The organism is Actinomycetospora sp. TBRC 11914, assembly GCF_012933465.1.
GTDB lineage: Bacteria > Actinomycetota > Actinomycetes > Mycobacteriales > Pseudonocardiaceae > Actinomycetospora.
The window spans coordinates 160798-186560 of the sequence record NZ_JABBND010000001.1 but is presented as its reverse complement, the minus strand read 5'-3'; the positions used below and the strand labels follow the sequence as shown (position 1 = coordinate 186560).

The window sequence follows — 25763 nt, the reverse complement described above, 5'->3', positions numbered from 1 at the left end:
GGTCATGGCTGGCCTCGCCGTCGGTCGCGGCGGGGGTCGAAGTCGGAGACCTCGGCCAGGCGGGCGAAGAGGTCCCGCTCGGCGTCGGTGGGCCGGGGCGGGACCATGACCTTGACCTCGGCGAACAGGTCCCCCGGCGTCCCCCGCGGGTTGGGCATGCCCTGCCCCCGCAGGCGCAGGCGGCGCCCGGTCGACGAGCCCGGCGGGACCTCGACCTTCGTCCCACCCGCGGGCGTCGGGACCGGCACGCTCCCGCCGAGGGCGGCCTCCCACGCCGCGAGCGGCAGATCGACGGTGATGTCCCGCCCCGACACCCGGAACTCGGGATGGGGGAGGAGCCGCACGACCATGTAGAGGTCGCCCGGCTCGCCGCCGCCGACCCCGCGGCCGCCCTCGCCCGCCAGCCGGATGCGCTGCCCGTCCGTCACACCCGGTGGGATCGTCACCGTGTAGGTCCGCGGCCCGGCCGTACCGTTCAGCGTCACCTGGCGAGGGCCGCCGCGGAACGCCTCCTCCACGGTCAGGGGCAGCTCCGCCTCCTGGTCGGCCCCGGCGATCGGCCCGGACCGCGCGCGCCCGCGGCCGAACATGCCCTCGAGGAGGTCCTCGATGTCGATGTCCCCGCCGAAGTCCCCGCCGAAGTCGCCGCCGAAGCCCCCGCCGAAGCCGGCGGAGCCGGCGGAGCCGGAACCGGGGGCCGGGCCGGAGCGCGGCCTGCCTCCCGCGCGGCCGCCGACCCCGGCACCGACGGTCTGCTCCCAGTCGTCGGGGACCCTGCGGAAGTCCTCCCCGAACCGGTCGTACTTGCGGCGCTCCTCGGGGTTCGAGAGGACGTGGTAGGCCTCGTTGATCTCCTTGAACCGTTCCTCGGCCGCCGGGTCACGGTTGACGTCGGGATGGTTGGCCCGGGCCAGCCGCCGGAAGGCCTGCTGGATCTCCTCGCTCCCGGCGTCGCGGGGGACGCCGAGCACCTCGTAGAAGTCGCGGGCCATCTCCGCTCACCCCTCCGCCGTCCCGGTGACGGTCACCGACGCCGGCCGCAGCTGCTGCTCCGGGCTGCCGTAGCCGGGCCGGACCACGTCCGTGACGTATCCGGGGGGCCGGTCGTCCCCGGGCGCGACGACGCCCACCACCTCGTGTCGCGTCGGGTCGAACGGCACGCCGGTGTCGTCCTGCCGGGGGTAGCCCAGCCCGGCGAGGACCGTCGCCGCCTGCTCGCGGACGGCCCGGACCCCGTCCACGATGGCGCCGGGGTCGGCCTGCGCGTGCTGCAGGGCCAGGTCGAGGTTGTCCAGCAGCGGGAGGAACGCCGCGGCCACCCGCTCGCGCTCGTCCGCCCGTTCCCGGACGAGCGCGCGGGCGTGCCGCTTGCGCAGGTTGTCCAGGTCGGCGAGCGCCCGCCGCCAGCGGTCCTCCAGCTCGCCGACGGACGGACGGGTCCGGGTGTCCGGCCCGTCCGCCCCGCCGGCGCTGTCGGTCTCGTCGCTTCCGACGGGGCTCCCTCCTTCCTCCCGGACCCGGCCGGGGTCCGGCTCGGCTCTCCCGTCCGGCCCGTGACGGACCTCGTCGGCCATGGCGTCCGGAGCGGTCTGCGTCGGTTCCGGGTCGCGCCCGGGTGTGTGAGGGGTCATGGGGCGACTCAGGTGCGATCGAACTCGGCGTCGATCACGTCGTCGTCGCTGCCCGCGCCGTCCGCCGAGCCCTCCGGGGCACCGGAGGGCGCCCGGCCCGACGACCCGTTGCCGCGGCCGGCCGAGGCGGCCTGGAGCCCGCTGAGCACACCCTGCAGCTCCTGGGTCAGCTCCTCGGCCCGGGCCCGCGGCGCCTCCTCCTGGACGGCGGTGCGGGCGTCGGTCACGAGCATCTCGGCCCGTGCGCGCTCGTGCGCCGGTGCGTCGTCGCCGAGCTCGTCGAGCAGGCGCTGCACCTGGTGGGCGACGGCGTCGAGGGTGTTGCGGGCGTCGACGTCCCGCCGCAGCTCCTGGTCGGAGGCCCGGTTCCGCTCCGCCTCGGTGACCATGCGATCCACCTCGGCCTGGTCCAGGGTGGAGCTCTCGGAGATCGTGATCCCCTGCTCCGCGCCGGTGTCGCGGTCGCGCGCGGTGACGTTGAGGATGCCGTTGGCGTCGACGTCGAGTGTGACCTCGACCTGCGGCTCGCCCCGGGGCGCCGGCCGGATGTCGCCGAGCTGGAAGCGGCCGAGGACGCGGTTGTCCGAAGCGCGTTCGCGCTCGCCCTGCAGCACCACCACGTCGACGGCGGGCTGGTTGTCCGCGGCCGTGGAGAAGGTCTCGCTGCCCCGCGCCGGGATCGTGGTGTTGCGTTCCATGATCCTCGTCATGACGCCGCCCTGGGTCTCCACACCGAGCGAGAGCGGCGTGACGTCGAGCAGCAGCACGTCGGACACGTCGCCGGTGAGGACGCCCGCCTGGGTGCCGGCCCCGTCGGCGACCACCTCGTCGGGGTTCACGGTCATGTTCGGGTCCTTGCCGCCGGTGAGCCGGCGCACCAGGGCCTGCACGGCGGGGATCCGCGTGGAACCGCCGACGAGGATGACCTCGTCGATGTCGTCGGCCGTCACCTTGGCGTCGGCCATCGCCTGCTTGACCGGGTCCATCGTGCGGTCGACGAGATCCGCGGTGAGCCGCTCGAACGTCGAGCGCATCAGGGTGGTGGTGAGGTGCTTGGGCCCGGTCGCGTCGGCCGTGACGAACGGCAGGTTGATCTGGGTCTGGGTGACGGAGCTGAGCTCGACCTTCGCCTTCTCGGCCGCCTCGTAGAGCCGCTGCAGGGCCTGCGGGTCATTGCGGAGGTCGATGCCGTTCTCCGACTTGAACTCGTCGGCGAGCTGATCGACGATCCGGCGGTCGAAGTCGTCACCGCCGAGGTGGGTGTCACCGGCGGTGGCGCGCACCTCGACGACGCCGTCGCCGACGTCGAGGATGCTGACGTCGAACGTCCCGCCTCCGAGGTCGAACACCAGGACCGACTCGTGCTGGCGCTTGTCCAGCCCGTAGGCCAGTGCGGCGGCCGTCGGCTCGTTGATGATCCGGAGCACGTCGAGGCCGGCGATCCGGCCGGCGTCGCGGGTCGCGGTGCGCTGGGCGTCGTTGAAGTAGGCCGGCACGGTGATGACGACCTTGTCGACCTTCTCGCCCAGCTGCCGGCCCGCGTCGTCGGCGAGCTTGCGCAGGATCATCGCGCTGATCTCCTCCGGGGCGTAGAGCTTGTCCCGGATCTTGATCCGCGCGTTGCCGTTCTCGTCGGGCACCACGTCGTAGGTGACCTGGGCGGCCTCGTCGGTCACCTCGTCGAAGCGGCGCCCGATGAACCGCTTGACCGAGTAGACCGTGCCCTGGGGGTTGAGGATCGCCTGCCGGCGGGCGAGCTGCCCGACCAGGCGTTCCCCGGAGTCGGTGAACGCGACCACCGACGGTGTGGTCCGCGCACCCTCGGCGTTCGGGATCACCTCGGAGGCCCCGCCCTCCCAGGCGGCGATCACCGAGTTCGTGGTGCCGAGGTCGATCCCCGCGGCGCGCGCCATGTCAGTTCCTTCCTTCGAGCAGTCGGATCGCCTGGTCGGCGAACGGTTCGTCGACGACGACCTCGAAACGCTGGGCCTCCGTCATCACGACCGACGAGAAGTCGCGTCGGCCGTGCTGCAGCGCGTGGCCGAGCACGCCCACGATCGCGCCGAGGACCGCGCCGAAGACGAGGCCGTACAGGGCGAGGAGCACCGACGCGACGAGCGGGTCGAGCCAGTGGAAGAGCCCGAAGACCCACCCGATCAGCGCGCCGGTGGCGGCGGCGGGGACGGCCCCGCGCCACGCCGCCCGGGGATAGTCCAACTTGCCCGTGACCTGCTCGACGGTCGCCAGGTCGCGACCGATGATCGCGACGTGCTCGACCGGGAAGTCCATGTCGGCGAGCCGGTCGACGGTCCGTTCCGCCTCGGCGTAGCTGTCGTGGGACGAGATCGCGCGGCGCGCGGGCCGGGCCGCGGGGCGGCCGGTCGGCGACACGGTGTCGTCCGGAGTCTGGGCGAAGGACCTCGCCTGCTCGGTCATGATCGACCTCCTGGGTGTCGTCGGGTCAGCGGGAGCCGGCCCCGACCGGGCTGTTCTCGGACTGCTCGCTGTTCTCGGACTGCTCGCTGCTCCCGGGGTTGCTGTCCGGGGCGCCGTCCTCCTCGGCGGTCGAGCTCACGGCGACCTTGCGCGGCTTGCTCGCCGGGTTGACCGGGACCCGCAGGGTCAGCACGCCGGAGTCCACCTCCGCCGACAGCCCGGACGGATCGAGGTTCTCCCCGAGGAACAGGTGGCGGGCGAAGACGCCGTACGGCCGCTCGTCGACGATGACCTCGTCGCCCTCCTGCCGCTGCGGAGCACGGTTGGCGTGGATGCTCACGACGTTGCGCTCGACGCTGATGTCGACGTCCTCACGCCGGACGCCGGGCAGGTCGAGGAAGACCAGGAACTCGTCGCCGCGGCGCAACGCCTCCATCGGCATGCCGCGTGCGGCGCGTGCCCCGGTGGCGAGGGTCTGCTCCGCGAGCCGGTCGAACTCTCGGAAGGGATCGAAGCGCATGAGAGCCATGGAGGCCTCCGATCTACGCGGGTCGCTCTCGGTGGCGCCGCGGCGGGTGCCGGGCGAGTCCCACGGTGCGCCGTGCCCGCCCCGCGCCGAACCGGTCCCGCGGGGGCAATCTCGCGGCGTCGGTTGGGCCCGGGAGGTCGGCCGCGGTTGACCCCGCCGACCCGGCCCTCGGGCACCGCACCGATCCGGTCGCGGCCACACCTGTACTCACGGCCGCTGAGGCGGGCCGAGCGCGGGGCCTCACCGGCGCGGCTCGGGGCCCACCGTCTCGTCGAGCCAGTGCCGGGACTCGGGCGCCGACAGGACACCGTGACGGCGGGCGACGGGTCGCCCGGACCGCAGGACCAACAGCGTCGGAACCATGCGCACCGCGAACCGCTGCACCTGCCGCGGCGCCACCGCCACGTCGACCTCGACCAGCTTGACCTGCCCCGGACGGGCGAGGGCGGCCCGCTCCAGCACCATCCGGGCCGCCCAGCTGAGCCCGCACCACGGCGCCCACAGCCCGACGATCACCGGCAGCGTCGCCTGGTCGGCCACCGCCGCGAAGTCGTCGTCCCCCGCGGCGGTGATCCACGGCAGGACGTGACGGCAGGTGCCGCAGACGGGCACGCCGGTCCCGGCGCCGGGTACCCGGTTGCGTCGCCGGCACCGGGGACAGCGGACGACGCCCGACCACGCGCCGACGGGTCCGACGCGGGCGTACATCCGGCGGAACACCTGCTCCACGCTCGCCTCCACCCCGCGGTCCCCGGTCGCCGGCGTCCCTCGCAGACGGGGGACCGACGGTGCCGCGACGCCCGGGGCGGGGGATCGACCCACCGGGTCCAGCAGGCCCGCCGGGTTTTCCTCTGCCGGACCGAATCGGACGCGGCACGGCGGTGTGACGGTGATGGCGCGGGTCGGGCGAGCCGACGACCCGCGACCTGACCTCCGATCTCCAGGAGTCGCTCGTGACACGTGTGCGCGCCGGGTCGCGCCGCGGGCTCGGCCCGCTGCCGTCCCCGGCCCCGACAGGACGGCCGCCGGACCGGGGAGGTCGGCGATGAACGCCCCGCACGGCGTGGTCACCGACCCGCACCTCGCCTGGGTCCGCGACGTGGTCCCGCGCACCGACGGGTGCGAGGAGTGCCTGCGGATGGGCACGCCGTGGGTGCATCTGCGGCTGTGCCTGACGTGCGGGCACGTCGGGTGCTGCGACTCGTCACCGATGCGCCACGCCCGCGCCCATGCGGGCGTGATCGGGCACCCGATCGTGCGCTCGGCGCAGCCGGGTGAGGACTGGCGCTGGTGCTACGTCGACGAGGCCTTCGCATGAGTCCCGAGACGACCACCGCCGACGACGTCGAGCGTCTGCTCGCCACGGCACCGCCCGGCGAGACGCCGGACCTTGCGGGCGCCTACCCCCGGCTGTCCGAGGACCGGATCGGGGTGCTGAGCCAGGACGGGTCGCGCCGGCAGACCCGCCGCGGGGAGGTGCTCGTCACCGAGGGGCGCCCCGAGGAGTCCTTCCTCGTGGTGCTGTCGGGCCGGACCGCCGTCGTCGAGGCGCTCGGTACCCCGGCGGAGCGGCTCGTCCGCGTGCACGGACCCGGACGGTTCCTGGGGGAGCTCGGCCTGCTGACCGGTGAGGTCGCCTTCTTCTCGACGGTGGTGCTGGACCCCGGTGAGGTGCTCGAGGTCCCCGTGGACCGCCTGCGGGACTTCCTGGTCCGCGACCCGGCGTTCGGTGACGAGATCCTGCGGGCCTACCTGGCACGGCGCACCCTCGCGATCGGTGAGGGGATCGGCTTCCGCATCGTCGGATCCCGGTATTCCCCCGACACCCGCAGGCTGCGTGAGTTCGCGGCGCGCAACCGGCTCCCTCACCGGTTCATCGACCTCGAGTCCGACGTCGGGGCCGAGTCGCTCCTGCGGGGCCTCGGGATCACGACCGCGGAGACCCCGGTCGTGCTCTGGCGCGACCAGGTGCTGCGCAACCCCGACACCGCCGAGCTCGCGGCGCTCGTCGGGCGGCGCCCCGACCGGCCCACGACCCGGATGTGCGATCTCCTCGTGGTCGGGGCCGGCCCGGCCGGCCTCGCCGCGGCCGTCTACGCGGCCTCCGAGGGGCTGTCCACCCAGGTCCTCGACGCCGTCGCCACCGGAGGTCAGGCCGCGCGCTCGTCGCGCATCGAGAACTATCTCGGCTTCCCGGCCGGCATCTCCGGTGCCGAGCTGGCCGAGCGCGCCGAGGTCCAGGCGCGGAAGTTCGGCGCCACGGCGACCGTGCCCGCCGATGCGGTCTCGCTCGACGTCTCCGGCCCCCACCCCGCCGTCCGGCTGTCCGGTGGGGACGCCATCCCCACGCGCACCGTCGTGGTCGCCACCGGGGCCCGGTACCGGCGGTTGCCGGTCCCACGGCTCGACGAGTTCGAGCAGACCAGCGTCTACTACGCCGCGACCCTCGTCGAGGCCCAGCTGTGCGTGGACGACCCGGTGGTGGTGGTGGGCGGCGGGAACTCGGCGGGCCAGGCCGCTCTCTTCCTCGCCGACCACGCTCGTTCGGTCCGGCTGATCGCCCGGGAGCACTCCCTCGACGAGTACATGTCGCGGTACCTGGCCGACCGGATCCTGCGCGACCCCCGGATCGAGGTGCACCTGCACACCGAGGTGCGGGATCTCGAGGGCGAGGACGGCCGTCTCGAGGCGGTGGTCGTGGAGGACACCACGAGCGGGACGCGCTCGGAGCTGCCCGCCCGCGAGCTCATGGTGTTCATCGGCGCCAGCCCGTGCACCGGCTGGCTGGCCGGGTCGGTCGCCCTCGACGACGGCGGCTACGTCCGCACCGGACCCGCCCTCGACGACGGCGGCGGCGGCGACGGCGGCGGGGGAGCGAGCAGGCACGCGCCGACGACGCTCGAGACCGACGTCCCCGGGGTGTTCGCGGCGGGCGACGTGCGGAGCGGGTCGATCAAACGCGTGGCGTCCGCGGTCGGCGAGGGGGCCATGGCGGTCCGTCTCGCGCACGAGTACCTGGCCCGAGTCACCAGCAGGAGCTGACATGACCGTCCCGTCGGGAATCCCGGTGTTCCAACGATTCTTCCGATCGGTGGGACACGTCAAGATCGATCGCAACGACGTGAAGCGTTTCCGTACCTTCGTCGACGAGATGATCGACGACGTCGCGATCACCGGCCGCAACACCGCCAGGTCGAACGGCCGGGACGTGATCGCGCCCCAGGACCTCCCCGTCACCAAGGGGGTCCAGGAGCGGATGCGGGAGTTCGACGAGCTCGAGGAGGCCGACGAGATCCGGCGCCTGCTCGCGGAGACCGTCCGTCGCCCACCCGCCGACGTGACCTTCGCGGAGGAGACCGAGGACGTGCTGGTCGAGCTCTTCGGCGGGCTCGCCGTCGCCCTCGCGCGGACCTTCCGCGCGGTCGACCCCGAGGTCGTCGATCCCGGGACGGAGCACTGGGACCGAGTCACCACGATCTTCCGGCAGGTGTTCTGATGACGACCGACACCCGCTCCTCCGACGTCCACGAGACCGACCCGCGCCGCGCCGAGGAGCACCTGACCGCGGCGCTGCGTCTCGCGCACTCCCCGCAGGCCCGGTTCGCCCTGCACCTGCACCGGATCACCCGCGGCCCGCTGTCCGTGGAGGACGTCCGCTGCTCCGAGGGGATCCGGATGCGGATCGACGACGACCCGGGCTATCTGGCCGGGCTGCCGGTCCGGGGGCCGATCCACGCCGACCACCACGGCCGCGGGCTCGATCTCGGACCAGGGCAGGCGGTCGTCGTCACCCCCTTCGCCCCGGCGGCGGTGACCACCGGCGACGGCACCCATGTCGTCGTGGTGCGGGTCGAGGCGGCCGCGCTCGAGGACGCCCTGGAGGCGCTCCTCGGCCGGACCGTGCAGCGACCGCTGCGGCTCCCGGCGTCGACGGTGCCGCCGACGGCGGGCGGTGCGGCGTGGGCCGGCGTGGTCCGGTCCGTCGGCGCGCCCGGGCCCGGCCCCGCGGCCCTCCTCGCGAACCCGCTGAGCGCGGAGCCCCTGCAGGCCGCGTTGCTGGCCGGGCTGCTGCGCCTCACCGAGCATCCCGAGCGCGAAGCCCTCGACGCGCCGGTCCGGACCTGGGGCCCGCGCCCGGTCCGCGAGGGTCTGGATCTGGTCGAGGCCCACCCCGAGCTGCCGCTGACCTCGGGGAGCGTGGCGGCGCGCGTCGGGCTCAGCGTCCTCGCCCTGCAGGGATGCTGGCGACGTCACCGCGACGTGCTGCCCCGCGACGACGTCGACCGGGTCCGGATGGGTCGGGCCCACCGCGATCTGGAGTCCCACCGGCCCGACGAGACGACGGTGTCCGCGGTGGCGAGGTCGTGGGGCTTCTCGCCGCGCACGTTCCCGGCCGCGTACGGCGCCCGCTTCGGCCGGTCACCCGCACAGACCCTGCGCGGCCCCGCGTTCGCCTGATCCCCTCGTCCCCGCGGTTCACTCGGAGCCCGCGCAGCTGGCGTCCTCGTCGGGGGGATCGAAGGGGTCGGTGGCGTCGACGGCGAGGAGGCGGCCGTCCGTGGCGCGCAGCTCGCACCCCACGATGTGGCCCGTCGGACGGTCGGCCGGACCCGCCACGCGCACCCGCAGCCAGGAGCCCGGGTCGTAGGGCACGGTCACGACGGCGGACGGGCGCTCCGGGGACAGCTCCACCGGCGTCGGGGGCACGCCGCGCCCCGCCACGCCGGACCGGCCCCGCTGACGTGCGTCGAAATAGATCGTCACCGGGGCGTCGGTCATCGTGGACACGGTCACGTCCATCGTCGGGCCGGTGGGCGTCGTGCCCGAGGCGCAGCCCCCCACCACGCACGCGGCCGCGGCGCAGCTCATGGCGAGCCTCGTCGCCGACGAGGCGCGGGGGCCGGTCCGCGTCGGGGGCGAGGGGGACGACGCGGCGGTGGTCGTCCTCGGTGTCCGGCCCACTACGTATCTCCTCCTCGGCTCTCCTCCTCGACGTCCTGGGCCGCCACGGTGCCGGGCCCTCGACGGCGTCGCACCGGCTCGACGGGGCACATCCCGGCGGCCGACTCCCACCCGTCGGGCCGAGGACCGCGGTGCCCAGGCCGGGAAGCTCAGCGAGCACACCGGCGCAGCAGGCGGTGGCCCAGGACGGCCGGCGCGAGGCCCCCCGCGAGGGCGAGGACACCGGCCGCGGCGTCCAGCACGTAGTGGTGACCGGTCGCCAGGATCACGAGCACCGTCAGCCCGAGGTGCACCACGGCGAGCACCACCGCGACCGTGGCGAGGACGCCGTGGCGCTTCCGGCGCAGCGCGGCGGCGGCCACGAGCACCGCCGTCAACGCCCAGACGGTCCACGCGACGTGCTCGGAGGGCATGGCGGCGAACGGGTCGGGCGGGTTCCTGGTCGGCAGGGTGGCGAAGACGGTGCCGGGCAGCAGGTTGGGGGGTGCGGTCGGGTCGAGGACGAAGACCACCAGCCCGAGCAGCGTGGTCACCACGAACGCGGTCCGGAGCACCGGCCAGCGCGCGGGCGCCGCGGCGGCGACGAGGAGCGCGGCCAGCACCACCCCGGCGAAGTGGCCGACCTCGTAGTAGACGTGGGCCACCGCGAGCAGCGTCGGGCGCGCGGCCGTGGCCTCGACGAGGGTCTGCTCCACGGCCAGCCCCCAGGACCGCTCCAGCGCGAGGATCGCCCGGCCGTGGGCGATCGCCGGCGCCGGGGAGTCCGGGAGCATCGCGAGGAGCTGGTAGGGCACCAGCGGCGACAGCATCAGCGCGAGCTCGCCCAGCACCCGCCCGGCGCGGCGCCGGTCCCAGCCCTCGAGGACGGGCCGGACGACCGCTGCGTCGTCCCGGGCGCGTCGGCACTCGCGGTTCTCCGCGTCGACGGCGATCACGACCCCCTCGAGCTGCGTGCCTCCGGGTGGCGCGCAGGGGGGTCGACGACGCCGGGGCCGAGTGGTACCCGGGCGCCGCGGGGATCACGCGGGTGCCCGCTCCCGGGTCAGGCGGTGACGAGTGCCTGGATCGTCGCCGGCCCCCGCGGGGAGCGCGCGCGTCGCCCGCGCCGCGTCCGGGCGTGCACCACCGCCGCTCCGCCCGCCCCGGCCGCGGCGACCGCCACCCCCGCCAGCACGTCGGCGACGAAGTGGTGGCCGAGCCCGAGCACGATCGCGACGGTGGCCGCCACGTGCGCCCCGCCCAGGACCGCGACGGGCCACCGCACCGCGGGCCGCGTCCGGCGCGTCGCCAGCACCAGGGCGGCCGCGGTCCAGAGCGCCCACACCGTGTGCAGCGAGGGCATGGCCGCGTAGGCGTTCGGGGGGTGCGACGCGGGTAGCACCGCCCCGGCCGAGCCGATCCCGGGCCCCGCGAGGTTCGGCGGCATGAGCGGCCACAGCCGGGAGATGACCAGGGCCAGACCGGAGGCGACGAGGAACGCCGTCCGCATGCCCGCCCAGCGGCCGGGCCGCAGGAGCGCCAGGGTCAGGGCGGCCGCCGCCGTCCCCACGAAGTGCACCGTCGCGTAATAGCCGGTCGCAGCGGTGTGGAGCGTCGGGTGCGCGGCGGCCACGGCGGTGACGTGGTGCTCGACGTCCACGCCGAGGGTGTGCTCGAGGCGGGCGATCTGCTCGGCGTGGTCGAACGCCGTCCGCTCCGAGGGCAGCGCGAACCGTCCGAGCAGCTCGGACACGACCAACGGCGAGACCATCACCGCCGCCTCGAGGACGAACCGGGCGAGGCGCCGGCGGTCGAGCGGTCCGGGCAGGGCGGTCACCGCCCCAGCGTGCCCCACGAGCGGCGCCGGTGGTCGGCCGCTCGAGCCGCCGCGCCCCCCGCGAGGCCTCACGTGTCGGATCGCTCCGGTGCTGTCGTCGCGGGCCGCGGGACGTCCGCCGTGGCCTGGTGGCGCCAGCGTCCCGGGGTGGTGCCCGAGAGCCGGGTGAAGAAGGCGGAGAAGTTCGCGGCGTCGGGGAAGCCGAGGTGTCGGGCGCAGACGGCGACGCTGAGTGCGGAGTGGGCGAGCATCCGTCGCGCCTCGAGGTGGACGCGCTGGTCGAGGTAGGACTTCGCGCTCACCCCGGTGGCCCGGGTGACGGCACGGTCGAGGGTTCGGGCGGAGTAGCCGAGCGCGGCGGCGTGCTCGGCGACGCTTCGCCGTCGGCCGCTGCCGAGGTCGGTCTCGACGGCGGCGCGGAAGCGCCGGGCGAGGTCGTCGCGGTGCTCGGGTGCCTGCGGTTGGTCGGCGGTGGCGCGGCGGAGCAGGACGGTGAGCAGGTCGGCCAGGATCGGACCGGTCGGCGCGGCGTCGTACTCGGCACGTAGGTGGTCGGCGGCGAGGGTGACCAGTCGCCAGGCGGGGTCGGGGACGGTCCAGCAGGCCGGCGGGTCGGCGGTGAAGGCGACGGCGGCGGTGCTGAACAGCACGAGATCTCCGTCGAGATCCTCGATGTCGATCCACTGGTTGACCTGCCCGGGCCGGATCCAGGCGATGGTCCGGGGGACGAGCGCGGTGTCGTCGAAGTCGACCCGCAGACGACCGGTGCCCTCGCGGACGAGCGCGAGGACGTCGAAGTCCGGGCGTTGTGGCCGGGTGCGCAGGGCACGGTCGACGCGCCGGAAGCCGGCGAAGGTCAGGAGCTCGATCGGGCCCGGGGCCGCAGGGCCGGGCTGGTACGTCAGCTGGCGCAGACCGTCGGGCACGTGTCCCGTTTCCACCATGTGCTGACCCTTGACGACGATGATCGGACGCTGGTCGGAACCTAGCGTGAACGGCATGGACACCACGACCACGACCTCGGCGACGATCCACCTCGACGACCCGGCGATGACCCTTCATCACCACGAGGGCCACGGGCCGACGCTGCTGTTCCTGCACTACTGGGGCGGGTCGGCGGCGACGTGGCGGCCCGTGCAGGACCGGCTGCCCGACCACGCGATGCTCGCCTGGGACCAGCGCGGGTGGGGTGAGCAGGCCGACCGGCCCGGACCGTGGGGGATCACCGCCCTCGCCGACGACGCCGAGGCCGTCGTCGACCGGCTCGGGGTGCGCGACGTGGTGGTCGTCGGACACTCCCAGGGCGGCAAGGTCGCCCAGATCCTTGCTCGACGCCGTCCGGCGTGGCTCCGCGGACTGGTCCTCGTCGCTCCCGCTCCGCCCCGCCCGCCGCACTGGATCACCGCGGCCTACCAGGAGCAGCTCGCCCACGCCTACGACACCGCCGACACCGTGGCGGCCGCGCTCGACGACGTCCTGACCGCGAACCCCCTCCCGGCGGACCTTCGCGCCCAGGTCATCGCCGACAGCACGGGCGCCTCCGCGGCGGTGCGCCGCGACTGGCCGCTGCACGGGATCGCCGCGGACCTGGGGCCCGGCGCGATCAGCACGCCGACCTTGGTGATCGTCGGGGAGTCCGACCGCGTCGAGCCACCCCGGGCACTGCGCGAACTGCTGCTCCCCACCCTGCCCGCCGCGACCGACCTCACCGTCGTCCCCGGCGCGGGACACCTCTTGCCCCTCGAGGCCCCCGACGCGGTCGCCGCGGCGATCAGGAAGGTGCTGGGCTGAATCCGCGCGAAGGGTCGGGGTGCGCGGATCACCGCGCGGCGTCCTCGAGGTGCTCCACGAGGAGACGGGCGACGTTCGCCATCCCCGTCGCGTTCGGGTGGTACGCGGCGCCGCCGCGCAGCGAGTAGTGGAAGCGCCGGGTCCACGGTGCCGCGGACCACGCGTGGTGCGCGCGCGAGGCGTCGGCGGCGGCCACGAAGCCGTCGTCCGTCCGCGCCGCCACCGAGCGCAGTGTCCGGGAGAGACCCGACGCGGCCCGCCGGCCCCAGTCCGCGACATCGGTCGGCAGCGGGGGTGCTGGATCCGGCCGCGACGGGAGGATCGTCAGATAGTCGACCAGCACGAGCCGCGCCGACGGCGCGGCGGCCCGGATCCGGATCGCGAGCCGCTCCAGGTCCCGCTCGAGCTGCTGGAGCCGATCTCCCAGTCGGCCGTCGTCGGTGAGCCCGGCGAGGCGTCGCCGAACCCGGCCACGCTCGCGCACCGCGCCGGGAAGGCTCGCGAGCGTCAGCGCCGGGAGGTACCCGATGTCGTTGCCCCCGGCGGTGACCGTCACCAACGCCGTCGAGGCGTCGAGCGCGGCCAGTTGACCCCGACCCTGCCGGGCCCCGGCGAGGATGTCCGCGACGCGGGCCCCGGAGTAGGTCGCGTCGTGCAGGTCGAGCGCGAGGTGGCCCGCGGCCAGATGCGCGTAGTTGATCGCCGACCGGCCAGCTCGCCAGGGGCTCCCCGGCGCGCGTGGTCGCAGCCCCGGCCCCGCCCCGAACGAGCTGCCGAGGGCCACATACCGCGTGGCACCGTTCATCGTCCGCTATTCCGGCCAGGCGTTGCCCGCGATGACCTCCACGAAGTCGGTGTGCCGGAACCCCGGCACCCGGTGCTCGAGGACGTCGGCGTTCACGGTCCCGAACGTCGTCTGTGGCCGGTGGCGGAAGCCCTCGGCGAAGGCGTCCACGATCGCGGTCTTGAAGCCCGGTCGGGGGTGGACGTCGGTCACCCCCGCGACGTCGGAGGGGTCGAGTTCGGCGTAACCGATCCCGAGGACGTCGGTCTCGACGCCTGCGGTGACCAGAGCGATCTCCGGCTCCATGTGCCAGGGGACCTCGGGGGTCGTGTGGAGCGCGATGGCCGTCCAGGCTCGGTGGGCGTCGCCGTCCGGGATTCCGTGCGCCCGGAGGAACCGACGTGCCTCGTCCGCGCCGTCGATCTCGAAGCGCTGGTCGTCGCGACCGTAGCGTCGCGTGAGCCCCAGGTCGTGGAACATGGCCCCGACGTAGAGGAGCTCGGGATCGGCCTTCCACCCGAGTCGGCGGCCGTGGAGACTTCCGAAGAGGAAGACCCGCCGCGAGTGGTGGAAGAGCAGGTCGCTGGTGGCGGCGCGGACGAGTTCGGTCGCCTCGCGGGCCAGCGAGGAATCGGGGATGGCGATCCCGGACACGTGCTCGGTCATGACTGCTCCTTCGTCGATCGCGGGGGTCGGGAAGATGTGGTCGGGCGGCTGTGCTGTTCACGCCATTCCCGGGGCGTCATCCCGTATTCGGACCGGAAAGCTCGGCTGAAGCTGGACATGTCCACGAATCCGTGGCCGCGCGCGATGGCGGCGATGGTCGTCGTGGGATGGGCTTCCGCCAGCCCGTGTCGACAGGCCTCGAGGCGGCGGGTCCGAATCCAGTCCGCGAGGCCGATACCACGCTCGGCCAGCACCTTGTAGAGATGGCGGACGGAGATGTAGTTGGCCGCCGCGATCTGCCGCGCCGACAGTTCGGGATCGTCGAGGTGTCGACGGGCGTATTCCAGGACGCACTGCACGAGTCCCGCTGCGCTCGTCGGGGCCGGCGCTCCGTCGCCGCCGCCCAGATGCGTGATGATCGCGGCCCGGACGAGCTCGATCGTCGGGCGCCCGGCGAGGTCGGCGTCGCGCTGGGTCATCAGGCTCGTCTCGGCCGCGAGCGATCGCAGATAGCTGTTGGTCAACGACGCGATCGGGTGTCCGTCGGCCAGGTTCACCGCGCACGCCCCGCGGATCACGTCCTCGGACAGGGCCAGCGCCGAGTGCGGGATCTGGAAGAAGTCGCCGGTCACCCCCCTGTCGTTGACCAGGGTGTACGGAGCGGCCGCGTCGTAGATGACCAGGTCTCCGGGGCGGCTCAGCGCCTCGCGGCCGTGTTGGACGACGAGACTGCTCCCGGAGTGTTGGACGTGGACGAAGATGCTCGGTTCGACGGTGTCGTCGCGGGTCAGCCGCGGGGTCCGGTCGACCCGCAGCGCGGTCGTCCGCCCGGAGCAGATGGTCAGCTCACCGAGCGTGGCCACGTAGCCGTGGGCACGCACATGGCGGAGTTCGTCGGGCCAGTGCAGCTCGAGCGGTACGAGGGTCCCGCTCAGCGCCTCGCGGACGAAGTCGGGGCGCTCGTCGCCGTCGACGTCGTCGGTGTTGATGACAAGCATGTCGACCTCGGTGGGAGAACTCGGGAGCGGCGTCGGCGTGCGGCGGGGGCGGTCCGCGTCCACCCGGCGGGAGCCGGGGCGTGCCACTCGGGCCGGAGCAGCCGGGGCGCTTCCGTGGGCCTGGCCGATCGACGGCGTGCCGGCGGTGGACCGGCCAGGCTCCGGAAGTCGCCCTAGTACAGGACCAGCTCGGCGGTGGCCTCGTCGACCAGCCCGGCCACGTCCCTGGCCCGCGTGGCCAGCGAGGCGTGGCCGGCGTCGAGCTCGAGCGTGTGCCGGGCACCGATCCGTTGCGCCATCCAGCGCTGTGCCTCCGGGTTGATCATGCGGTCGTGGCCGGAGACCTGGTACCAGGACGGGACGGTGCGCCAGGCCGCCACGGTGACGGCGTCGCCGAACGTCGAACCCGGGGCGGGCTTCTGGGTGACGGCCATCGCGAACGCCTCGTCCTCGGCGAGGTCCTGGGCGAAGCTCTCCCGGAACTTGTCCTGGGCGATCCACAGGTTCCCGTCGGGGTCGGGGGCGACGTTGCCGAACGCCGCCGCCGGCGCGAACTGGGCGGCCAGCTGGCGGGGCTCTCACCGGCGTCGGGCGCGAACGCCGCGATGTAGACCAGGCCCACGACGTCGGGGCCGGTGCCCGCTTCGGTGATCACGGCGCCTCCGTAGGAATGGCCGACGAGCAGCACCGGGCCGTCGATCCGGCTGATCTGGCGCCGGACGCGCTCGGCGTCGTCGGCGAGGGAGGCGAAGGTGAGTTCCACGGCGTGCAGATCGTCGTATCCGCGGGCGCGGAGCTCGATGATGGCCTTGCTCCAATGGGCGGCGCCGCCCCAGAATCCGTGGACCAGGACCACGGCGGGCTTGTCGGGCATTCTGCTTCCTCTCCGAGAAAGGGTCGTCCGGTTACCGGACCGCGACCCGTGCGGTCGCACATCCATGTGTAGTTCTCGAGCGCGACCGGCGATGTGCGAGCGATGAGGCGGGCTGTGCGGGTGGCGCACGACTTCCCGGGAACCGGCGTCGACCCGCGGTGACCGGAGAAAAGCCCTTCGGCACGCGCCGGAACCGCGACGACCCGCCCGGCGGGTCGGCTCGTCGACGCCCGCGGAATGCCTCTTCACCGCGAGTGCGAGGTGCCGCCGGTCGTCCCGGGCCACCGTCGAGCGGGCCGGTGGTCATGTCCGGTCTCCTTCCGGCTCGACGGCTCCGGTCGGCAATCGGCTCCGGCTGCGGCCGCGAAGGCGACAGCCGTGACGACAAGCCGCCGCGCGACGCCCTCCGGACGTGGCGAACGGCCGCGGGGGCGGCCGATCCGAGCTGTCTGGTGGCCGCGTCGTGGTCCGGCCCCTGGTGATGTGTCCTGGGTCGTGCGCGCCGACCGTTGCCTGTGATCGTCGGCTGGGCGAGCATCGAGGAGGTATCCGCATGTTGACTGCACCCCCGGAGCGGCCCGCGCGATGGACGGCACGGACGGGCCGACCTCGTTGATCGGTCGGGACGAGCAGCGCGATGCCCTCGCGCGGTTGTCGGCGCCGTCGTCCCGCGGACTCGTGCTCCTGGTCGGCGAGGCGGGGACGGGCAAGACCTCACTGCTCGGGGAGGTGGTTCGGCACGCGCGGGCCGCGGGGACGCGCGTGCTCACCGCGAGTGGCCGCGAGTCCGAGCGCGATCTCGCCTTCGCCGGCCTGCACGAGCTGCTGTGGCCCGTCCTCGACCGGCTCGCGGACCTGCCGGGGCCGCAGTCGCGGGCGCTCGGTGGTGTGCTCGGCCGGGTCGACGCGGTGGAGGCGTCCGAGGCCCTGGTCACCGGGGCCGCGGTGGCCTCCCTGGTGTCGGTCCTCGCCGCCGAGGCGCCGGTCCTCGTGGTCGTCGACGATGGGCAATGGCTGGACTCCGCCTCGCTCGACGCCCTGGCGTTCGCTGCTCGACGATGGTCGTCCGAACCCGTCGGGCTCCTGGTCGGCAGCCGGGACGCGATCACGGCGCCCGCCTTCGAGAAAGACGTCCCCCGGCTGCAGCTGGGTCCGCTCGGCGACGCCGATGCGGGCCGACTGCTCGACCTCCAGCCCGTGCCGCCGCGGGGCCGGCTGCGCCGGGCGGTGCTCGACCAGGCGGGCGGGAACCCGTTGGCGCTCGTCGAGCTGTCCCGGGTCGTCGCCGCCGATCCCGCGGCGGCGGGCCGCTGGACGGCTGAGCCGCTCCCGCTGCCCCGTCGTCTCCAGTCGCTGGTCGCGCGTGAGCTCGAGGCTCTCCCGACGACGACACGCGCCGCGCTCCTGCACGTCGCCGTCGCCGATGGGCACGACCTGCCCGCGGGAGCGGGCACGGCGGTGACCGCGGAGGCGCTCGCGCCCGCCGAAGCGTCGGGTCTGGTGCGGGTCGGCGCGGGGCGACTGACGTTCTCCCACCCGGTGCTCCGGGCGGCGGTCTACCACTCCGCCTCGTTCGCGGACCGGGCCGCGGCGCACCGTGAGGTGGCCGAGATGCTGCGTGCCGAACCCGACCGGTACGCCTGGCACCTGGCCGCCGCGGCGTGGGGACCCGACGAGACGCTCGCCGCGCTCCTGGAGAGCTCCGCGGCCACCGCGCAGCGACGAGGAGGTGCCGGCCCGGCGGCCCGAGCGCTGGAACGGGCCGCGGAACTCAGTCCACCCGGCCGCGCGCGGACCCGGCGACTGCTCGCCGCCGCTGCCCTGGCACTCGCCGCGGGTCAGGCGGACTGGGTGCACGACCTCGCGACGCGAGCGCTGGAAGCCACCGACGACCCGTCCCTGCGGGTCGCCGCCCGGCTGAGTCTGGGCTGGGCCGCGGTCTGGTCGAACCGCCACGCCGAGGCGCTCGAGACCCTGGTCTCCGTCGCGAGGGACGCCGCCACCGACTCCCCGGAGACGGCCGAGCAGGCCCTCGGGCTCGCCGCCACGGTCGTCTACCAGTCCGGTCTGCAGTCCGCTCGTCGTGACATCCGCGACCTGGCCGACCGACTGACCAGCTCGGAGCCGTCTCCGGCCGCCGTCCTCGTCCGCGGTGACGAGCACCGTCTGTGGATCGACGCCTGCCTCGATCCGCATCTCGATCGCGAGGACGCGGTCGCCGCGGTGCGTCGGCACCCGGCTGCACCGAGCGACGACCTGGCCAAGCTGGGTGCGGCAGCCTGGCTCCTCGACGAGACCGAGACCGCCGTCGTGCTGCTCCGTCGTGCCCTCGCCACGCTGCGGGCGCCCGGCCTGCGCGGGCAGAGCGGCGCAGCGCTCTCGGCACTGCAGTGGGCCTGCATCGACGGCGGGCGGTGGGACGAAGCGCTCACCGCCGCCCACGAGGCGCGAGAGGCGGGCGCGGCCCATCGCATGGAGACCGTGTCGGCGACCGCCGACGTCGCCGAGGCCACGATCCTGGCCCTCCGCGGTGACCCGACCGGCGCCCGGGCCCACCTGGAGAGCGCCGTCGAGCTGATCGACGTCGCGGAGTACCGCTCGTTCGGTGCCCGCATCCACCACGCCGCGGGACTCGTCGCGCTCGCCGACGGCGACCACGACGCGGCCTGTCGGCGCCTGCTGGGACTGCTCGACGTCGACGGCGAACCGGTCCACCACCACGCGTCGTACCTCGGGCTCGCCGACCTCGCCCACGCCGCCGCCCACCTCGAGCACGCGGACGGCGTCGGAGAGCGCCTCGAGCGGGTCCTCACCGAGCTCGGGCCCGGCGCCGGCCCCCGACTCCGCCAGATCGCGGGGAGGGCGCGGGGGCTGCTGGCGGACCCGTCCCGGGCGGAGCCCCACTTCCGCGAGGCCCTGGAGGACCCGGCCGGGGACGCCTGGCCCTTCGAACGAGCGCTGACCCGGCTCGACCTCGGCCGATGGCTCCGCCGGCAACGTCGCATCAACGAGGCGAAGACGGTCCTGGGCCCCGCACTGGACGTCTTCCGCGCGCTCGGCGCCCGGCCGTGGGCGCAGCGAGCGGAAGTCGAGCTCCGGGCGTGCGGCGTCGCGCTCGACGCCGCCCCGACCACCGCCCGGGATCGGCTCGAGGAGCTGACCGCCCAGCAGCGCGAGATCGTCCTGCTGGCGAGCCAGGGCCTGACCAACAGCGAGATCGCGGAGCGGCTGTTCCTCTCCCCGCGGACGGTCGCCTCCCACCTCTACCGCTCCTACCCGCGCCTGGGCGTCGCGGGCAGACACCAGCTCCGCAACCTCGCCGAGCATCGTTGAGACCGCGCCGGCCGCCCGGAGATCAGACGAACGCCGCGTCCGGCCTCCCGGCGGCGAAGACGTGCAGCCCGAAGTGGTCGGAGAGATCCCGGCAGATGTTCACACCCCGCACCGAGTTGCCGTGCGCGTCGAGCCCGGGCGAGTACACCGCGATCCCCCAGGCGCTCGGGGAGCGCGGCGACGATGCCGCCGCTGACGCCGCTCTTGGCCGGGATGCCGACGTCGTGGAACCACTGACCGGCGGCGTCGTACATGCCGCAGGTGAGCATGACGCTGATGACGTCCCGGACGTAGTCCGCGGGCATCGCCCGCTCGCCGGTCAGCGGGTTGACGCCACCGTGGGCGAGGGTCGCGCCCATCACCGCGAGATCGTCGGTGGTGACCGTGACCGAGCAGGCCGAGAGGTAGGTGCGGACGACGTCCTCGACGTCGCCGTCGAGCATCCCCAGCGCGCGCATGAGGTAGGCGAGGCCGCGGTTCCAGTCGGTGGCACGGAGCTGCTCGTCGAGGATGGCCGGGTCGACGTCGAGGGCGGGATTGCCGGCGAAGACCCGCAGGCGCGCGACGAGACGTGCGACGCGCTCGGCGCAGCTCCCTCCGTGCACGAGGGCGGCGGCGGCGAGCGCCCCCGAATTGATCATCGGATTGTGCGGGCGGTGGTGGGCCTCGTCGAAGGTGATCGAGTTGTAGGGATCCCCGGACGGCTCCACCCCGATCCGGGCCAGGGTGGCCTCCCGGCCCTTGTCCTCCAGGGCGAGGGCATAGGTGAAGACCTTGGAGATGGACTGGAGGGGGAAGCGCACGTCGCTGTCGCCGACCGAGACCCGGACACCCGACACGTGGACCCCGGACAGGCCGAACAGGTCCCCCCGGGCCTCGGCCTCCGGCGGGTAGTAGGAGACGACGTCGATCGGCTCGTCGGCGTGGCGACGGTGCAGCTCGCGGATGCGGGTACGGATCGCGGCTGCCCGCTCGGCGGGCAGCCGCGAGTGTCCGTCGGTCTCCGGGACGGTGACCATGCTCCGGGCAGTCTCGACCGTCAGGGCGCGGCGTGGGCGGCCGTGCTGCCGAGGGCCTTGCGCTTGAGCGCGTCGAACTCCTCCGGGGTGATGGCGCCCTCGTCGAGGAGGCGCTTGCCCGCGGCGATCTGGTCCGTCGGCCCCGCGGCGTGGCCGTTGCCCGCGATGTTCCGGACGTCGCGCTCGTAGTCGGCGCGGGCGGCCGCGACGTCGGCGGCCCGCCGGTCGGACATCTCGTGTCCCTGGGCGATCAGGTAGATGAGGCTGCCGACGATCGGCAGGACGATGATGAGCACGGTCCATCCGGCCTTGCCCCACCCGCCGATGTCGTGACGGCGGAAGACGTCGCCGAAGATGACGAACAGCAGCCAGAACCAGACGACGAAGCCGAAGAACACGAGCATCGTCCAGAACAGGTCCAGCAGCGGATACGTGTCCCCTTGCGCGAGCAGCATCTCCGACCCCTTCCCGGCGCCACGCCGGACCTTCGTGGCCCGTCGGGGGAACGATCGCCGTGCGTGAGGTCGCGGCCCTTCACCTGCGGGGGGTGAATTCGCGCTACCCGGGCAGGGCCCGCAGCGAGACCACGGTCAGACCGAGGGCCTGCGTGTGGGCCAACAGCCGCGCCAGCTCGGCGTGGTCGCCGATCTCACCGACGACGACCGTCTGGGGAGGGGGCTCGCTCACGACGAACTCCTCGAAGGCGCTGGAGACCTCCGGCGGCAGATGGCCCTTGACGTGGATCTCGCACCGCACGGTTCACCAGCTCCCTCCTGCGGCCCGCCGCGCCGGGACACCGGGCCCCGGCCAGGATGGGCCGGGACGGGGAACCGGTCCTCACTCGACGCGGGTGAGGTCGGACGGGTTCGGCCCGCCGTGGGTGAGCAGGCCGGCCCTGCGGGCGCGGCGGACGGCGTCGCGGCGGCCACTGGCACCGAGCTTGTGGTAGACGCCGCGCTGGTGGGTCTTCACCGTGTTGGGCGACACGGCGAGGGTCTCCGCGATCTCGTCCACCGATTGCTCGGTGGGGAGGAGCTCGAGCACCTCGCGCTCGCGCCGGGTCAGCGGGGGCGCGGCCTCGGGCGACCTCTCGTGGACGATCGAGAGGACGCGGTCGACGAGGGGGTCGAGCTCGCCGAAGCTGCCGCGGTGGCGCTCGAGGTGATCGTGCACGGCGGGGGAGGCCACCACCAGCGGGCGGACCACCGCCCGCTGGTCCGCGTAGCGGGCGGCTTCGTGGAGGCGCCGCCGCACGAGGGGGTGCTGGCCGGCGGCCAAGGCGATCTCGGCGTCGAGGACCCGGGCGTCGATCTCGGTCAGGGGGCTGCTGCAGGGCCGGCTGCCGTCGAGGGCAGGACCGAGTGTCCGTCGTGCCCGCGGGTCGCGGGTCGCGGCCCAGCGTTGGCGCGCCCGGAGCACGGCGTGGTCGCCGGTGCCCTCGAGCTTGTCCGCGACCGCGCCGGCAACCTCCTGGGCCTCCCGCACGCGGCCCAGGCCGAGCGCGGCCTGCTGTTCGAGCAGGGCGGCGAAGGCGACCCCGCGCGCGTCGAGGTCCTTGGCGAGGGCCTGGATGCGGGCGGCCCGGAGCAGCTGCCAGCCCTCGCGGAGCCGACCGGAGTCGTACTCGGCGACCCCGCGGACCGCGGCCAGCACCGTGCGGTGCTCACCGTGGGCGGGCTCGAGGGTCTCGGCGGCGGCCACGTCCGCCAGGGCCTGTTCGGGCCGGCAGCCGACCGCGTCGCTCATCGCGAGCACGACGAGGGCCTCGGCGGGACCCGCGGTGTGCTGCCACCGGTGCCCGGCGGCCAGATCCAGCACGGTCTGGGCGTGGACCACGGCGGTTGCCAGGCGATCGACGTGGCTGTGCACCACGGCGAGCGCGGTGTGTGCCTGGAGCTCCACCCAGGGCCAGTCCCGCGCCCGCGCGAGTGCCAGGGCGGCCTCGGCGTCGGCGCCCGCCTCCTGCGGGCTCGTCCGGGCGTGCAGATTGGCCCGACCCGCGAGGGCCAGGGCGCGCAGCGCGACCTCACCGGGGGGATCGGGGAGGACGAGGACGGAACAGGTCTGCCGGGTGTCCGCCGGGCCGGTGTCGACGAGGGCCCGACGGGCCTGCACCATGCTGCGCGCGACCACGCCCGCCGGGTCCGTGGCGTCGCTCCCCGCGAGCAGCACCTCCGCGCGGTCCGGTCCCCCGTCCTCGAGGGCCCCGAGGGCGAGGACCGCCGGGATGGTGGCCTTCCTGGTCCTCAGCAGGTGGGCGGCCTCGCCGAGCTCGGCGAAGCGGCCCGCGGCGACCAGCTCGGCCCCCCGCGCCCGGATCAGCGAGGACGTCCCGGCCACGTCGCCGGCCGCCGCGGCGAAGCGCACCGCCTGGGCCGGGTCGTCGTGGTTCTCGAACCACGCGGCGGCGCGCTGCTGCATGGTCCGCAGCCGCTCGGAGTGCGACCGGCGCAGCCGGGCCAGCACGTGCGAGCGCAGCAGTTCGTGGGCGTGATAGGTCTCCCGGCGGCGGTCGACCGCGGTCACCATCCCGGTCCGGGTCTCGAGGTGCTCGAGCACGTCCACGGTCTCGTCACCGCCGGCCACGGCCCGGGCGAGGTCGAGCGGCACCGTCGGGCACAGGCAGGCCGCCTCGAGGACCCGACGTTCGGGTTCATCGAGGGTGCCGAGGACCTCGTCGACGAGGTAGTCCGCCACCGAGCGGTCGTCTCCGGTGAAGTCGGCCACCACCGCGGACCGGTCGCTCGCGGACTCCAGCGAGAGCGCGACGAGACGCAGGGCGGCGACCCAGCCCTCGGTGCGCTCCACCAACGACGCTGCCTCGTCCTCACGCAGGGGGACCGAGGCAGCCTCGAAGAACCGGACCGCGTCGGCGGTGCGGAAGGCCAGCCGGTCGGCCCGGATCTCCCCGAGCCGCCCGTCGAGCCGGAGCCGGTCGAGACCGATCGGGGGGTCCAGCCGGCTCGCCAGCACCACGGTGAGCCCGTGCACGGGATGGCGCACCAGGTCACGCAGCGCTCGCTGCGCGGGATGGCCGACGATCTCGTGGACGTCGTCGACCACGAGCCGGACGGGCTCGGGGAGCTCTTCGAGGGCCTCGACCAGGCCGGCGAGGAAGCCTTCGCGCGCCTCGGTCTCCCGGCCGTTCGCCTGCGCCGCCACGCGGTGCAGCGCGGCGCCCGGCGGTACGGCCGGGCACTCCAGCAGCGAGACCAGCAGCGAGGACCACCACCGGTGCTCGTCGCGGTCGGCGCGGTCGACCGAGAGCCACGCGGTGGCCGGACCACCCGAGGCGCACCCAGTCGGCCACCGCGGCGGTCTTGCCGTGCCCGGCCGGGGCACTGACCAGCACGACCGGCCCTCGTCCCGGTGGATCGGCCGCCGCGTCGAGGGCCCGTCGGACCTCCGGGCGATCCACGAACGGCGGCGGGCACGCCGGGACCTCGACCTTCGCCTGCCGCACCCGGACCACCTCGCGCCCCGCCCTCTGTTGGACGGGAGGAGAGGTATAACAGCGGCCGGTGACGGAGGGTAGGGACCATCGGCCCGTCCTCGCTACTCACCCCGGGCGGATGACGCGGCTCCCGGGTCCCCGGGCGCACGGTGGTGGACCCCGGTCGTCCGCGGTGCGCCGGGGACGCCGAACCGGTACGCGGAGGAGGACCGTGCGATGACCTCGACCCGCTACGAGCTGCGCATCCTGGGGCGGTTGTCGCCCCCGGTGCGCGCCGACTTCACGGGCTTCGAGGTGAGCGAGGCCTCGGTCGAGACCGTGCTGCTGGGGGAGGTCGCCGACTCGGCCCAGTTGTTGGGTGTCCTCGCCCGCCTGGACGCGTTCGGCCTGCAGGTCCTCGAGATGCGTTCGCTGCCCATGGAGGTCCCGACCATGGCCCGGCCGGACGCGGGGGACGCGACGGGACCGGGAGGGGAGCCCGCCCCCTGACCGGGTCGGCGCCCGCGGTGGTGGCCGGGGGGCATGTCACCTCCGCCGGGTGAGGTCGCCGTCGCCGTGGCCGCCCACGCTGGTGGCGAGCCGCCCCGCCGGGCGGGCGACCGGCGACCGAAGGGACCACGATGACCGCGCAGGACCCGAGACGACCCGTCGCCGGTGCGCCCTCGTCCGCCGGACGCACGAACCGCTGGTCGCCGCGGGCGATCGTCGCCGTGGTGCTCCTGGTGCTCGCGGTGGTGTTCGTGGTCGAGAACCGCGATCTGACGGAGATCCGCCTGCTGATCCCGATCGTGCTCATGCCGCTGTGGGCGGCGCTGGCGATCACGCTGATCATCGGGCTCGTCGTCGGGGTGGTCCTCGGCCGCCGGCAGAAGTGACCGCGGAGCGGCGGTATGGCGACCAGGGACGGGGGACAGCGCGCCGACACGTCCGGACCGGGGGACCTCGGCCACGGGGCGCGAGCCGCTCTCCGGGCGGCGCTCACCGGGACGATCTTCGCGATGTCGGTGCTCGCCTACCTCGGCGATCACGAGACCGCCCTCGGCAAGGCCGTCGTCACGGTCGCCGGGACCGGCATCGTGATCTTCCTCGGCGAGGTGTACGCCGGGCTCCTGTCGGCGGCCCTGGCCTCCTCCGAGCGGTTGTCGAGGACCGAGATCACGGTCGAGATCGGGGCCTCCGCCACGGCGGCCGTCCCGGGCGTCCTCGCCGGCCTGTTGCTCCTGGTGCTCTCGTCACTCGGGCTCGCGGTGGGACCGAGCATCGATGCGGCCCTCTGGCTCGGGGTCGTCACCCTGGCCCTGTGCAGCATCCTCGAGGGTCATGGGTCCCATCGGACGGTCCCGTTCAAGATCGCGATGGTCGTCGTGTCGATCCTGCTCGGCGTCGTGATCATCGTGCTGAAGGCCGAACTGCACTGAAGCGCGACCGTGCTCGATGCCCCGCGAGGAAGTACCGCCGGATCAGCCGGTC

The 25763-nt window shown here is 74.4% G+C and carries 27 protein-coding genes and 2 pseudogenes; 9 read left to right on the top strand and 20 right to left on the bottom strand.

Translation table 11 applies throughout. The annotated features are described in order from the left end of the window. Nucleotides 1–2: 2 nt before the first annotated feature. The 6 genes from HH311_RS00825 to HH311_RS00800 form a co-directional block, all read right to left on the bottom strand. Nucleotides 3–992, bottom strand: a complete 990-nt coding sequence (locus HH311_RS00825; RefSeq protein WP_169181699.1) for a DnaJ C-terminal domain-containing protein — start codon at nucleotides 990–992, stop codon at nucleotides 3–5. A gap of 6 nt (nucleotides 993–998) precedes the next feature. Next, a complete protein-coding gene (locus HH311_RS00820; RefSeq protein ID WP_169181698.1) occupies nucleotides 999–1631 on the bottom strand; it encodes a nucleotide exchange factor GrpE in 633 nt (210 codons plus the stop codon). 8 nt (nucleotides 1632–1639) lie between these two features. Beyond that, nucleotides 1640–3544: a molecular chaperone DnaK gene (gene dnaK / locus HH311_RS00815; protein WP_169181697.1), complete on the bottom strand. Its 1905-nt coding sequence runs from the start codon at nucleotides 3542–3544 to the stop codon at nucleotides 1640–1642. A gap of 1 nt (nucleotide 3545) precedes the next feature. Then, entirely contained in the window at nucleotides 3546–4067 is a 522-nt protein-coding gene (locus HH311_RS00810) for a general stress protein (protein WP_211189454.1), read from the bottom strand. Between the two features lie 25 nt (nucleotides 4068–4092). Then, nucleotides 4093–4587 (bottom strand): Hsp20/alpha crystallin family protein, encoded by a 495-nt coding sequence (locus tag HH311_RS00805; RefSeq protein ID WP_312029857.1) that lies wholly within the window; start codon nucleotides 4585–4587, stop codon nucleotides 4093–4095. Nucleotides 4588–4836: 249 nt separating this feature from the next. After that, nucleotides 4837–5325 (bottom strand): thioredoxin domain-containing protein, encoded by a 489-nt coding sequence (locus HH311_RS00800; protein WP_312029856.1) that lies wholly within the window; start codon nucleotides 5323–5325, stop codon nucleotides 4837–4839. Between the two features lie 316 nt (nucleotides 5326–5641). On the opposite strand from HH311_RS00800, the gene HH311_RS00795 reads away from it, so the two are divergent. Genes HH311_RS00795 through HH311_RS00780 form a run of 4 tightly spaced genes read left to right on the top strand, consistent with a single transcriptional unit; the run spans nucleotide 5642 to nucleotide 9054 of the window. Continuing rightward, nucleotides 5642–5914 carry a UBP-type zinc finger domain-containing protein gene (locus tag HH311_RS00795; RefSeq protein WP_169181695.1) on the top strand — a complete coding sequence of 91 codons (273 nt, stop codon included), beginning with the start codon at nucleotides 5642–5644 and terminating at the stop codon, nucleotides 5912–5914. Continuing rightward, the gene (locus HH311_RS00790) at nucleotides 5911–7638 is read left to right on the top strand and encodes an FAD-dependent oxidoreductase (protein ID WP_211189453.1); all 1728 of its coding nucleotides are present in this window, start codon (nucleotides 5911–5913) and stop codon (nucleotides 7636–7638) included. The genes HH311_RS00795 and HH311_RS00790 overlap by 4 nt, the downstream gene beginning before the upstream one ends. 1 nt (nucleotide 7639) lies before the next feature. Further along, entirely contained in the window at nucleotides 7640–8092 is a 453-nt protein-coding gene (locus tag HH311_RS00785) for a DUF1931 family protein (RefSeq protein ID WP_169181694.1), read from the top strand. Further along, entirely contained in the window at nucleotides 8092–9054 is a 963-nt protein-coding gene (locus HH311_RS00780; protein WP_169181693.1) for an AraC family transcriptional regulator, read from the top strand. Before HH311_RS00785 ends, HH311_RS00780 begins: the two co-directional genes overlap by 1 nt. Before the next feature lie 18 nt (nucleotides 9055–9072). Here the strand turns inward: HH311_RS00780 and HH311_RS00775 are convergent, their stop codons facing one another. From HH311_RS00775 to HH311_RS00760, 4 genes are all read right to left on the bottom strand, one after another. Continuing rightward, complete coding sequence (locus HH311_RS00775) at nucleotides 9073–9465, bottom strand: hypothetical protein (protein ID WP_169181692.1); 393 nt, start codon at nucleotides 9463–9465, stop codon at nucleotides 9073–9075. 242 nt (nucleotides 9466–9707) lie between these two features. After that, a complete protein-coding gene (locus HH311_RS00770) occupies nucleotides 9708–10493 on the bottom strand; it encodes a phosphatase PAP2 family protein (protein WP_169181691.1) in 786 nt (261 codons plus the stop codon). A gap of 107 nt (nucleotides 10494–10600) precedes the next feature. Continuing rightward, nucleotides 10601–11374, bottom strand: a complete 774-nt coding sequence (locus HH311_RS00765) for a phosphatase PAP2 family protein (protein WP_169181690.1) — start codon at nucleotides 11372–11374, stop codon at nucleotides 10601–10603. Nucleotides 11375–11442: 68 nt separating this feature from the next. Beyond that, nucleotides 11443–12318, bottom strand: coding sequence for an AraC family transcriptional regulator (locus HH311_RS00760; protein ID WP_169181689.1), 876 nt, complete (start codon nucleotides 12316–12318; stop codon nucleotides 11443–11445). 55 nt (nucleotides 12319–12373) lie between these two features. On the opposite strand from HH311_RS00760, the gene HH311_RS00755 reads away from it, so the two are divergent. Then, on the top strand, nucleotides 12374–13165 hold the full coding sequence (locus tag HH311_RS00755; RefSeq protein ID WP_248291983.1) for an alpha/beta fold hydrolase: 792 nt from the start codon (nucleotides 12374–12376) through the stop codon (nucleotides 13163–13165). A gap of 28 nt (nucleotides 13166–13193) precedes the next feature. On the opposite strand, the gene HH311_RS00750 is transcribed toward HH311_RS00755, so the two are convergent. The 5 genes and pseudogenes from HH311_RS00750 to HH311_RS33670 form a co-directional block, all read right to left on the bottom strand. After that, nucleotides 13194–13970 carry an SGNH/GDSL hydrolase family protein gene (locus HH311_RS00750; protein WP_169181688.1) on the bottom strand — a complete coding sequence of 259 codons (777 nt, stop codon included), beginning with the start codon at nucleotides 13968–13970 and terminating at the stop codon, nucleotides 13194–13196. Between the two features lie 6 nt (nucleotides 13971–13976). Then, nucleotides 13977–14615, bottom strand: coding sequence for an HD domain-containing protein (locus HH311_RS00745; RefSeq protein WP_169181687.1), 639 nt, complete (start codon nucleotides 14613–14615; stop codon nucleotides 13977–13979). Beyond that, on the bottom strand, nucleotides 14612–15676 hold the full coding sequence (locus HH311_RS00740; RefSeq protein ID WP_169181686.1) for a helix-turn-helix domain-containing protein: 1065 nt from the start codon (nucleotides 15674–15676) through the stop codon (nucleotides 14612–14614). Before HH311_RS00740 ends, HH311_RS00745 begins: the two co-directional genes overlap by 4 nt. Nucleotides 15677–15786: 110 nt before the next feature. Continuing rightward, nucleotides 15787–16179: an alpha/beta hydrolase gene (locus HH311_RS30835; protein ID WP_396027419.1), complete on the bottom strand. Its 393-nt coding sequence runs from the start codon at nucleotides 16177–16179 to the stop codon at nucleotides 15787–15789. A gap of 47 nt (nucleotides 16180–16226) precedes the next feature. Next, nucleotides 16227–16487, bottom strand: a pseudogene (locus HH311_RS33670) (esterase/lipase family protein); the annotation flags it as partial. Between the two features lie 585 nt (nucleotides 16488–17072). Between HH311_RS33670 and HH311_RS00730 the strand changes: the two are divergent. Continuing rightward, nucleotides 17073–19820 (top strand): AAA family ATPase, encoded by a 2748-nt coding sequence (locus tag HH311_RS00730; protein WP_169181685.1) that lies wholly within the window; start codon nucleotides 17073–17075, stop codon nucleotides 19818–19820. Between the two features lie 22 nt (nucleotides 19821–19842). Here HH311_RS00730 and HH311_RS32430 read toward each other — a convergent pair whose 3' ends face one another. From HH311_RS32430 to HH311_RS33000, 5 genes and pseudogenes are all read right to left on the bottom strand, one after another. Further along, nucleotides 19843–19968 (bottom strand): glutaminase, encoded by a 126-nt coding sequence (locus HH311_RS32430; RefSeq protein WP_312029965.1) that lies wholly within the window; start codon nucleotides 19966–19968, stop codon nucleotides 19843–19845. Between the two features lie 82 nt (nucleotides 19969–20050). Then, nucleotides 20051–20839, bottom strand: a pseudogene (locus tag HH311_RS00725) (glutaminase); the annotation flags it as partial. A 20-nt stretch (nucleotides 20840–20859) separates the two neighbouring features. Next, nucleotides 20860–21294: an SHOCT domain-containing protein gene (locus HH311_RS00720; protein ID WP_169181684.1), complete on the bottom strand. Its 435-nt coding sequence runs from the start codon at nucleotides 21292–21294 to the stop codon at nucleotides 20860–20862. 103 nt (nucleotides 21295–21397) lie between these two features. Continuing rightward, complete coding sequence (locus tag HH311_RS00715; protein ID WP_169181683.1) at nucleotides 21398–21595, bottom strand: hypothetical protein; 198 nt, start codon at nucleotides 21593–21595, stop codon at nucleotides 21398–21400. A gap of 81 nt (nucleotides 21596–21676) precedes the next feature. Next, on the bottom strand, nucleotides 21677–24181 hold the full coding sequence (locus HH311_RS33000) for a LuxR C-terminal-related transcriptional regulator (RefSeq protein WP_169181682.1): 2505 nt from the start codon (nucleotides 24179–24181) through the stop codon (nucleotides 21677–21679). A gap of 328 nt (nucleotides 24182–24509) precedes the next feature. On the opposite strand from HH311_RS33000, the gene HH311_RS00705 reads away from it, so the two are divergent. From HH311_RS00705 to HH311_RS00695, 3 genes are all read left to right on the top strand, one after another. Next, complete coding sequence (locus HH311_RS00705) at nucleotides 24510–24782, top strand: hypothetical protein (protein WP_169181681.1); 273 nt, start codon at nucleotides 24510–24512, stop codon at nucleotides 24780–24782. 131 nt (nucleotides 24783–24913) lie between these two features. After that, nucleotides 24914–25168, top strand: a complete 255-nt coding sequence (locus HH311_RS00700; RefSeq protein ID WP_211189451.1) for a DUF1049 domain-containing protein — start codon at nucleotides 24914–24916, stop codon at nucleotides 25166–25168. Nucleotides 25169–25183: 15 nt separating this feature from the next. Next, nucleotides 25184–25711, top strand: a complete 528-nt coding sequence (locus HH311_RS00695) for a hypothetical protein (protein ID WP_169181680.1) — start codon at nucleotides 25184–25186, stop codon at nucleotides 25709–25711. Nucleotides 25712–25763: the final 52 nt, after the last annotated feature.

What these genes read in the sequence shown, in the direction of transcription:
- HH311_RS00785 (WP_169181694.1), top strand. Translation starts at nt 7,640, where the DNA reads ATGACCGTCCCGTCGGGAATCCCGGTGTTCCAACGATTCTTCCGATCG.
- HH311_RS00805 (WP_312029857.1), bottom strand. Translation starts at nt 4,587, where the DNA reads ATGCGCTTCGATCCCTTCCGAGAGTTCGACCGGCTCGCGGAGCAGACC.
- HH311_RS00780 (WP_169181693.1), top strand. Translation starts at nt 8,092, where the DNA reads ATGACGACCGACACCCGCTCCTCCGACGTCCACGAGACCGACCCGCGC.
- HH311_RS00755 (WP_248291983.1), top strand. Translation starts at nt 12,374, where the DNA reads ATGGACACCACGACCACGACCTCGGCGACGATCCACCTCGACGACCCG.
- HH311_RS00825 (WP_169181699.1), bottom strand. Translation starts at nt 992, where the DNA reads ATGGCCCGCGACTTCTACGAGGTGCTCGGCGTCCCCCGCGACGCCGGG.
- HH311_RS00775 (WP_169181692.1), bottom strand. Translation starts at nt 9,465, where the DNA reads ATGAGCTGCGCCGCGGCCGCGTGCGTGGTGGGGGGCTGCGCCTCGGGC.
- HH311_RS00730 (WP_169181685.1), top strand. Translation starts at nt 17,073, where the DNA reads ATGGACGGCACGGACGGGCCGACCTCGTTGATCGGTCGGGACGAGCAG.
- HH311_RS00795 (WP_169181695.1), top strand. Translation starts at nt 5,642, where the DNA reads ATGAACGCCCCGCACGGCGTGGTCACCGACCCGCACCTCGCCTGGGTC.
- HH311_RS00745 (WP_169181687.1), bottom strand. Translation starts at nt 14,615, where the DNA reads ATGACCGAGCACGTGTCCGGGATCGCCATCCCCGATTCCTCGCTGGCC.
- HH311_RS00790 (WP_211189453.1), top strand. Translation starts at nt 5,911, where the DNA reads ATGAGTCCCGAGACGACCACCGCCGACGACGTCGAGCGTCTGCTCGCC.
- HH311_RS00700 (WP_211189451.1), top strand. Translation starts at nt 24,914, where the DNA reads ATGACCGCGCAGGACCCGAGACGACCCGTCGCCGGTGCGCCCTCGTCC.
- HH311_RS00820 (WP_169181698.1), bottom strand. Translation starts at nt 1,631, where the DNA reads ATGACCCCTCACACACCCGGGCGCGACCCGGAACCGACGCAGACCGCT.
- HH311_RS00695 (WP_169181680.1), top strand. Translation starts at nt 25,184, where the DNA reads ATGGCGACCAGGGACGGGGGACAGCGCGCCGACACGTCCGGACCGGGG.
- HH311_RS00750 (WP_169181688.1), bottom strand. Translation starts at nt 13,970, where the DNA reads ATGAACGGTGCCACGCGGTATGTGGCCCTCGGCAGCTCGTTCGGGGCG.
- dnaK (WP_169181697.1), bottom strand. Translation starts at nt 3,544, where the DNA reads ATGGCGCGCGCCGCGGGGATCGACCTCGGCACCACGAACTCGGTGATC.
- HH311_RS00705 (WP_169181681.1), top strand. Translation starts at nt 24,510, where the DNA reads ATGACCTCGACCCGCTACGAGCTGCGCATCCTGGGGCGGTTGTCGCCC.
- HH311_RS00760 (WP_169181689.1), bottom strand. Translation starts at nt 12,318, where the DNA reads ATGGTGGAAACGGGACACGTGCCCGACGGTCTGCGCCAGCTGACGTAC.
- HH311_RS00720 (WP_169181684.1), bottom strand. Translation starts at nt 21,294, where the DNA reads ATGCTGCTCGCGCAAGGGGACACGTATCCGCTGCTGGACCTGTTCTGG.
- HH311_RS00810 (WP_211189454.1), bottom strand. Translation starts at nt 4,067, where the DNA reads ATGACCGAGCAGGCGAGGTCCTTCGCCCAGACTCCGGACGACACCGTG.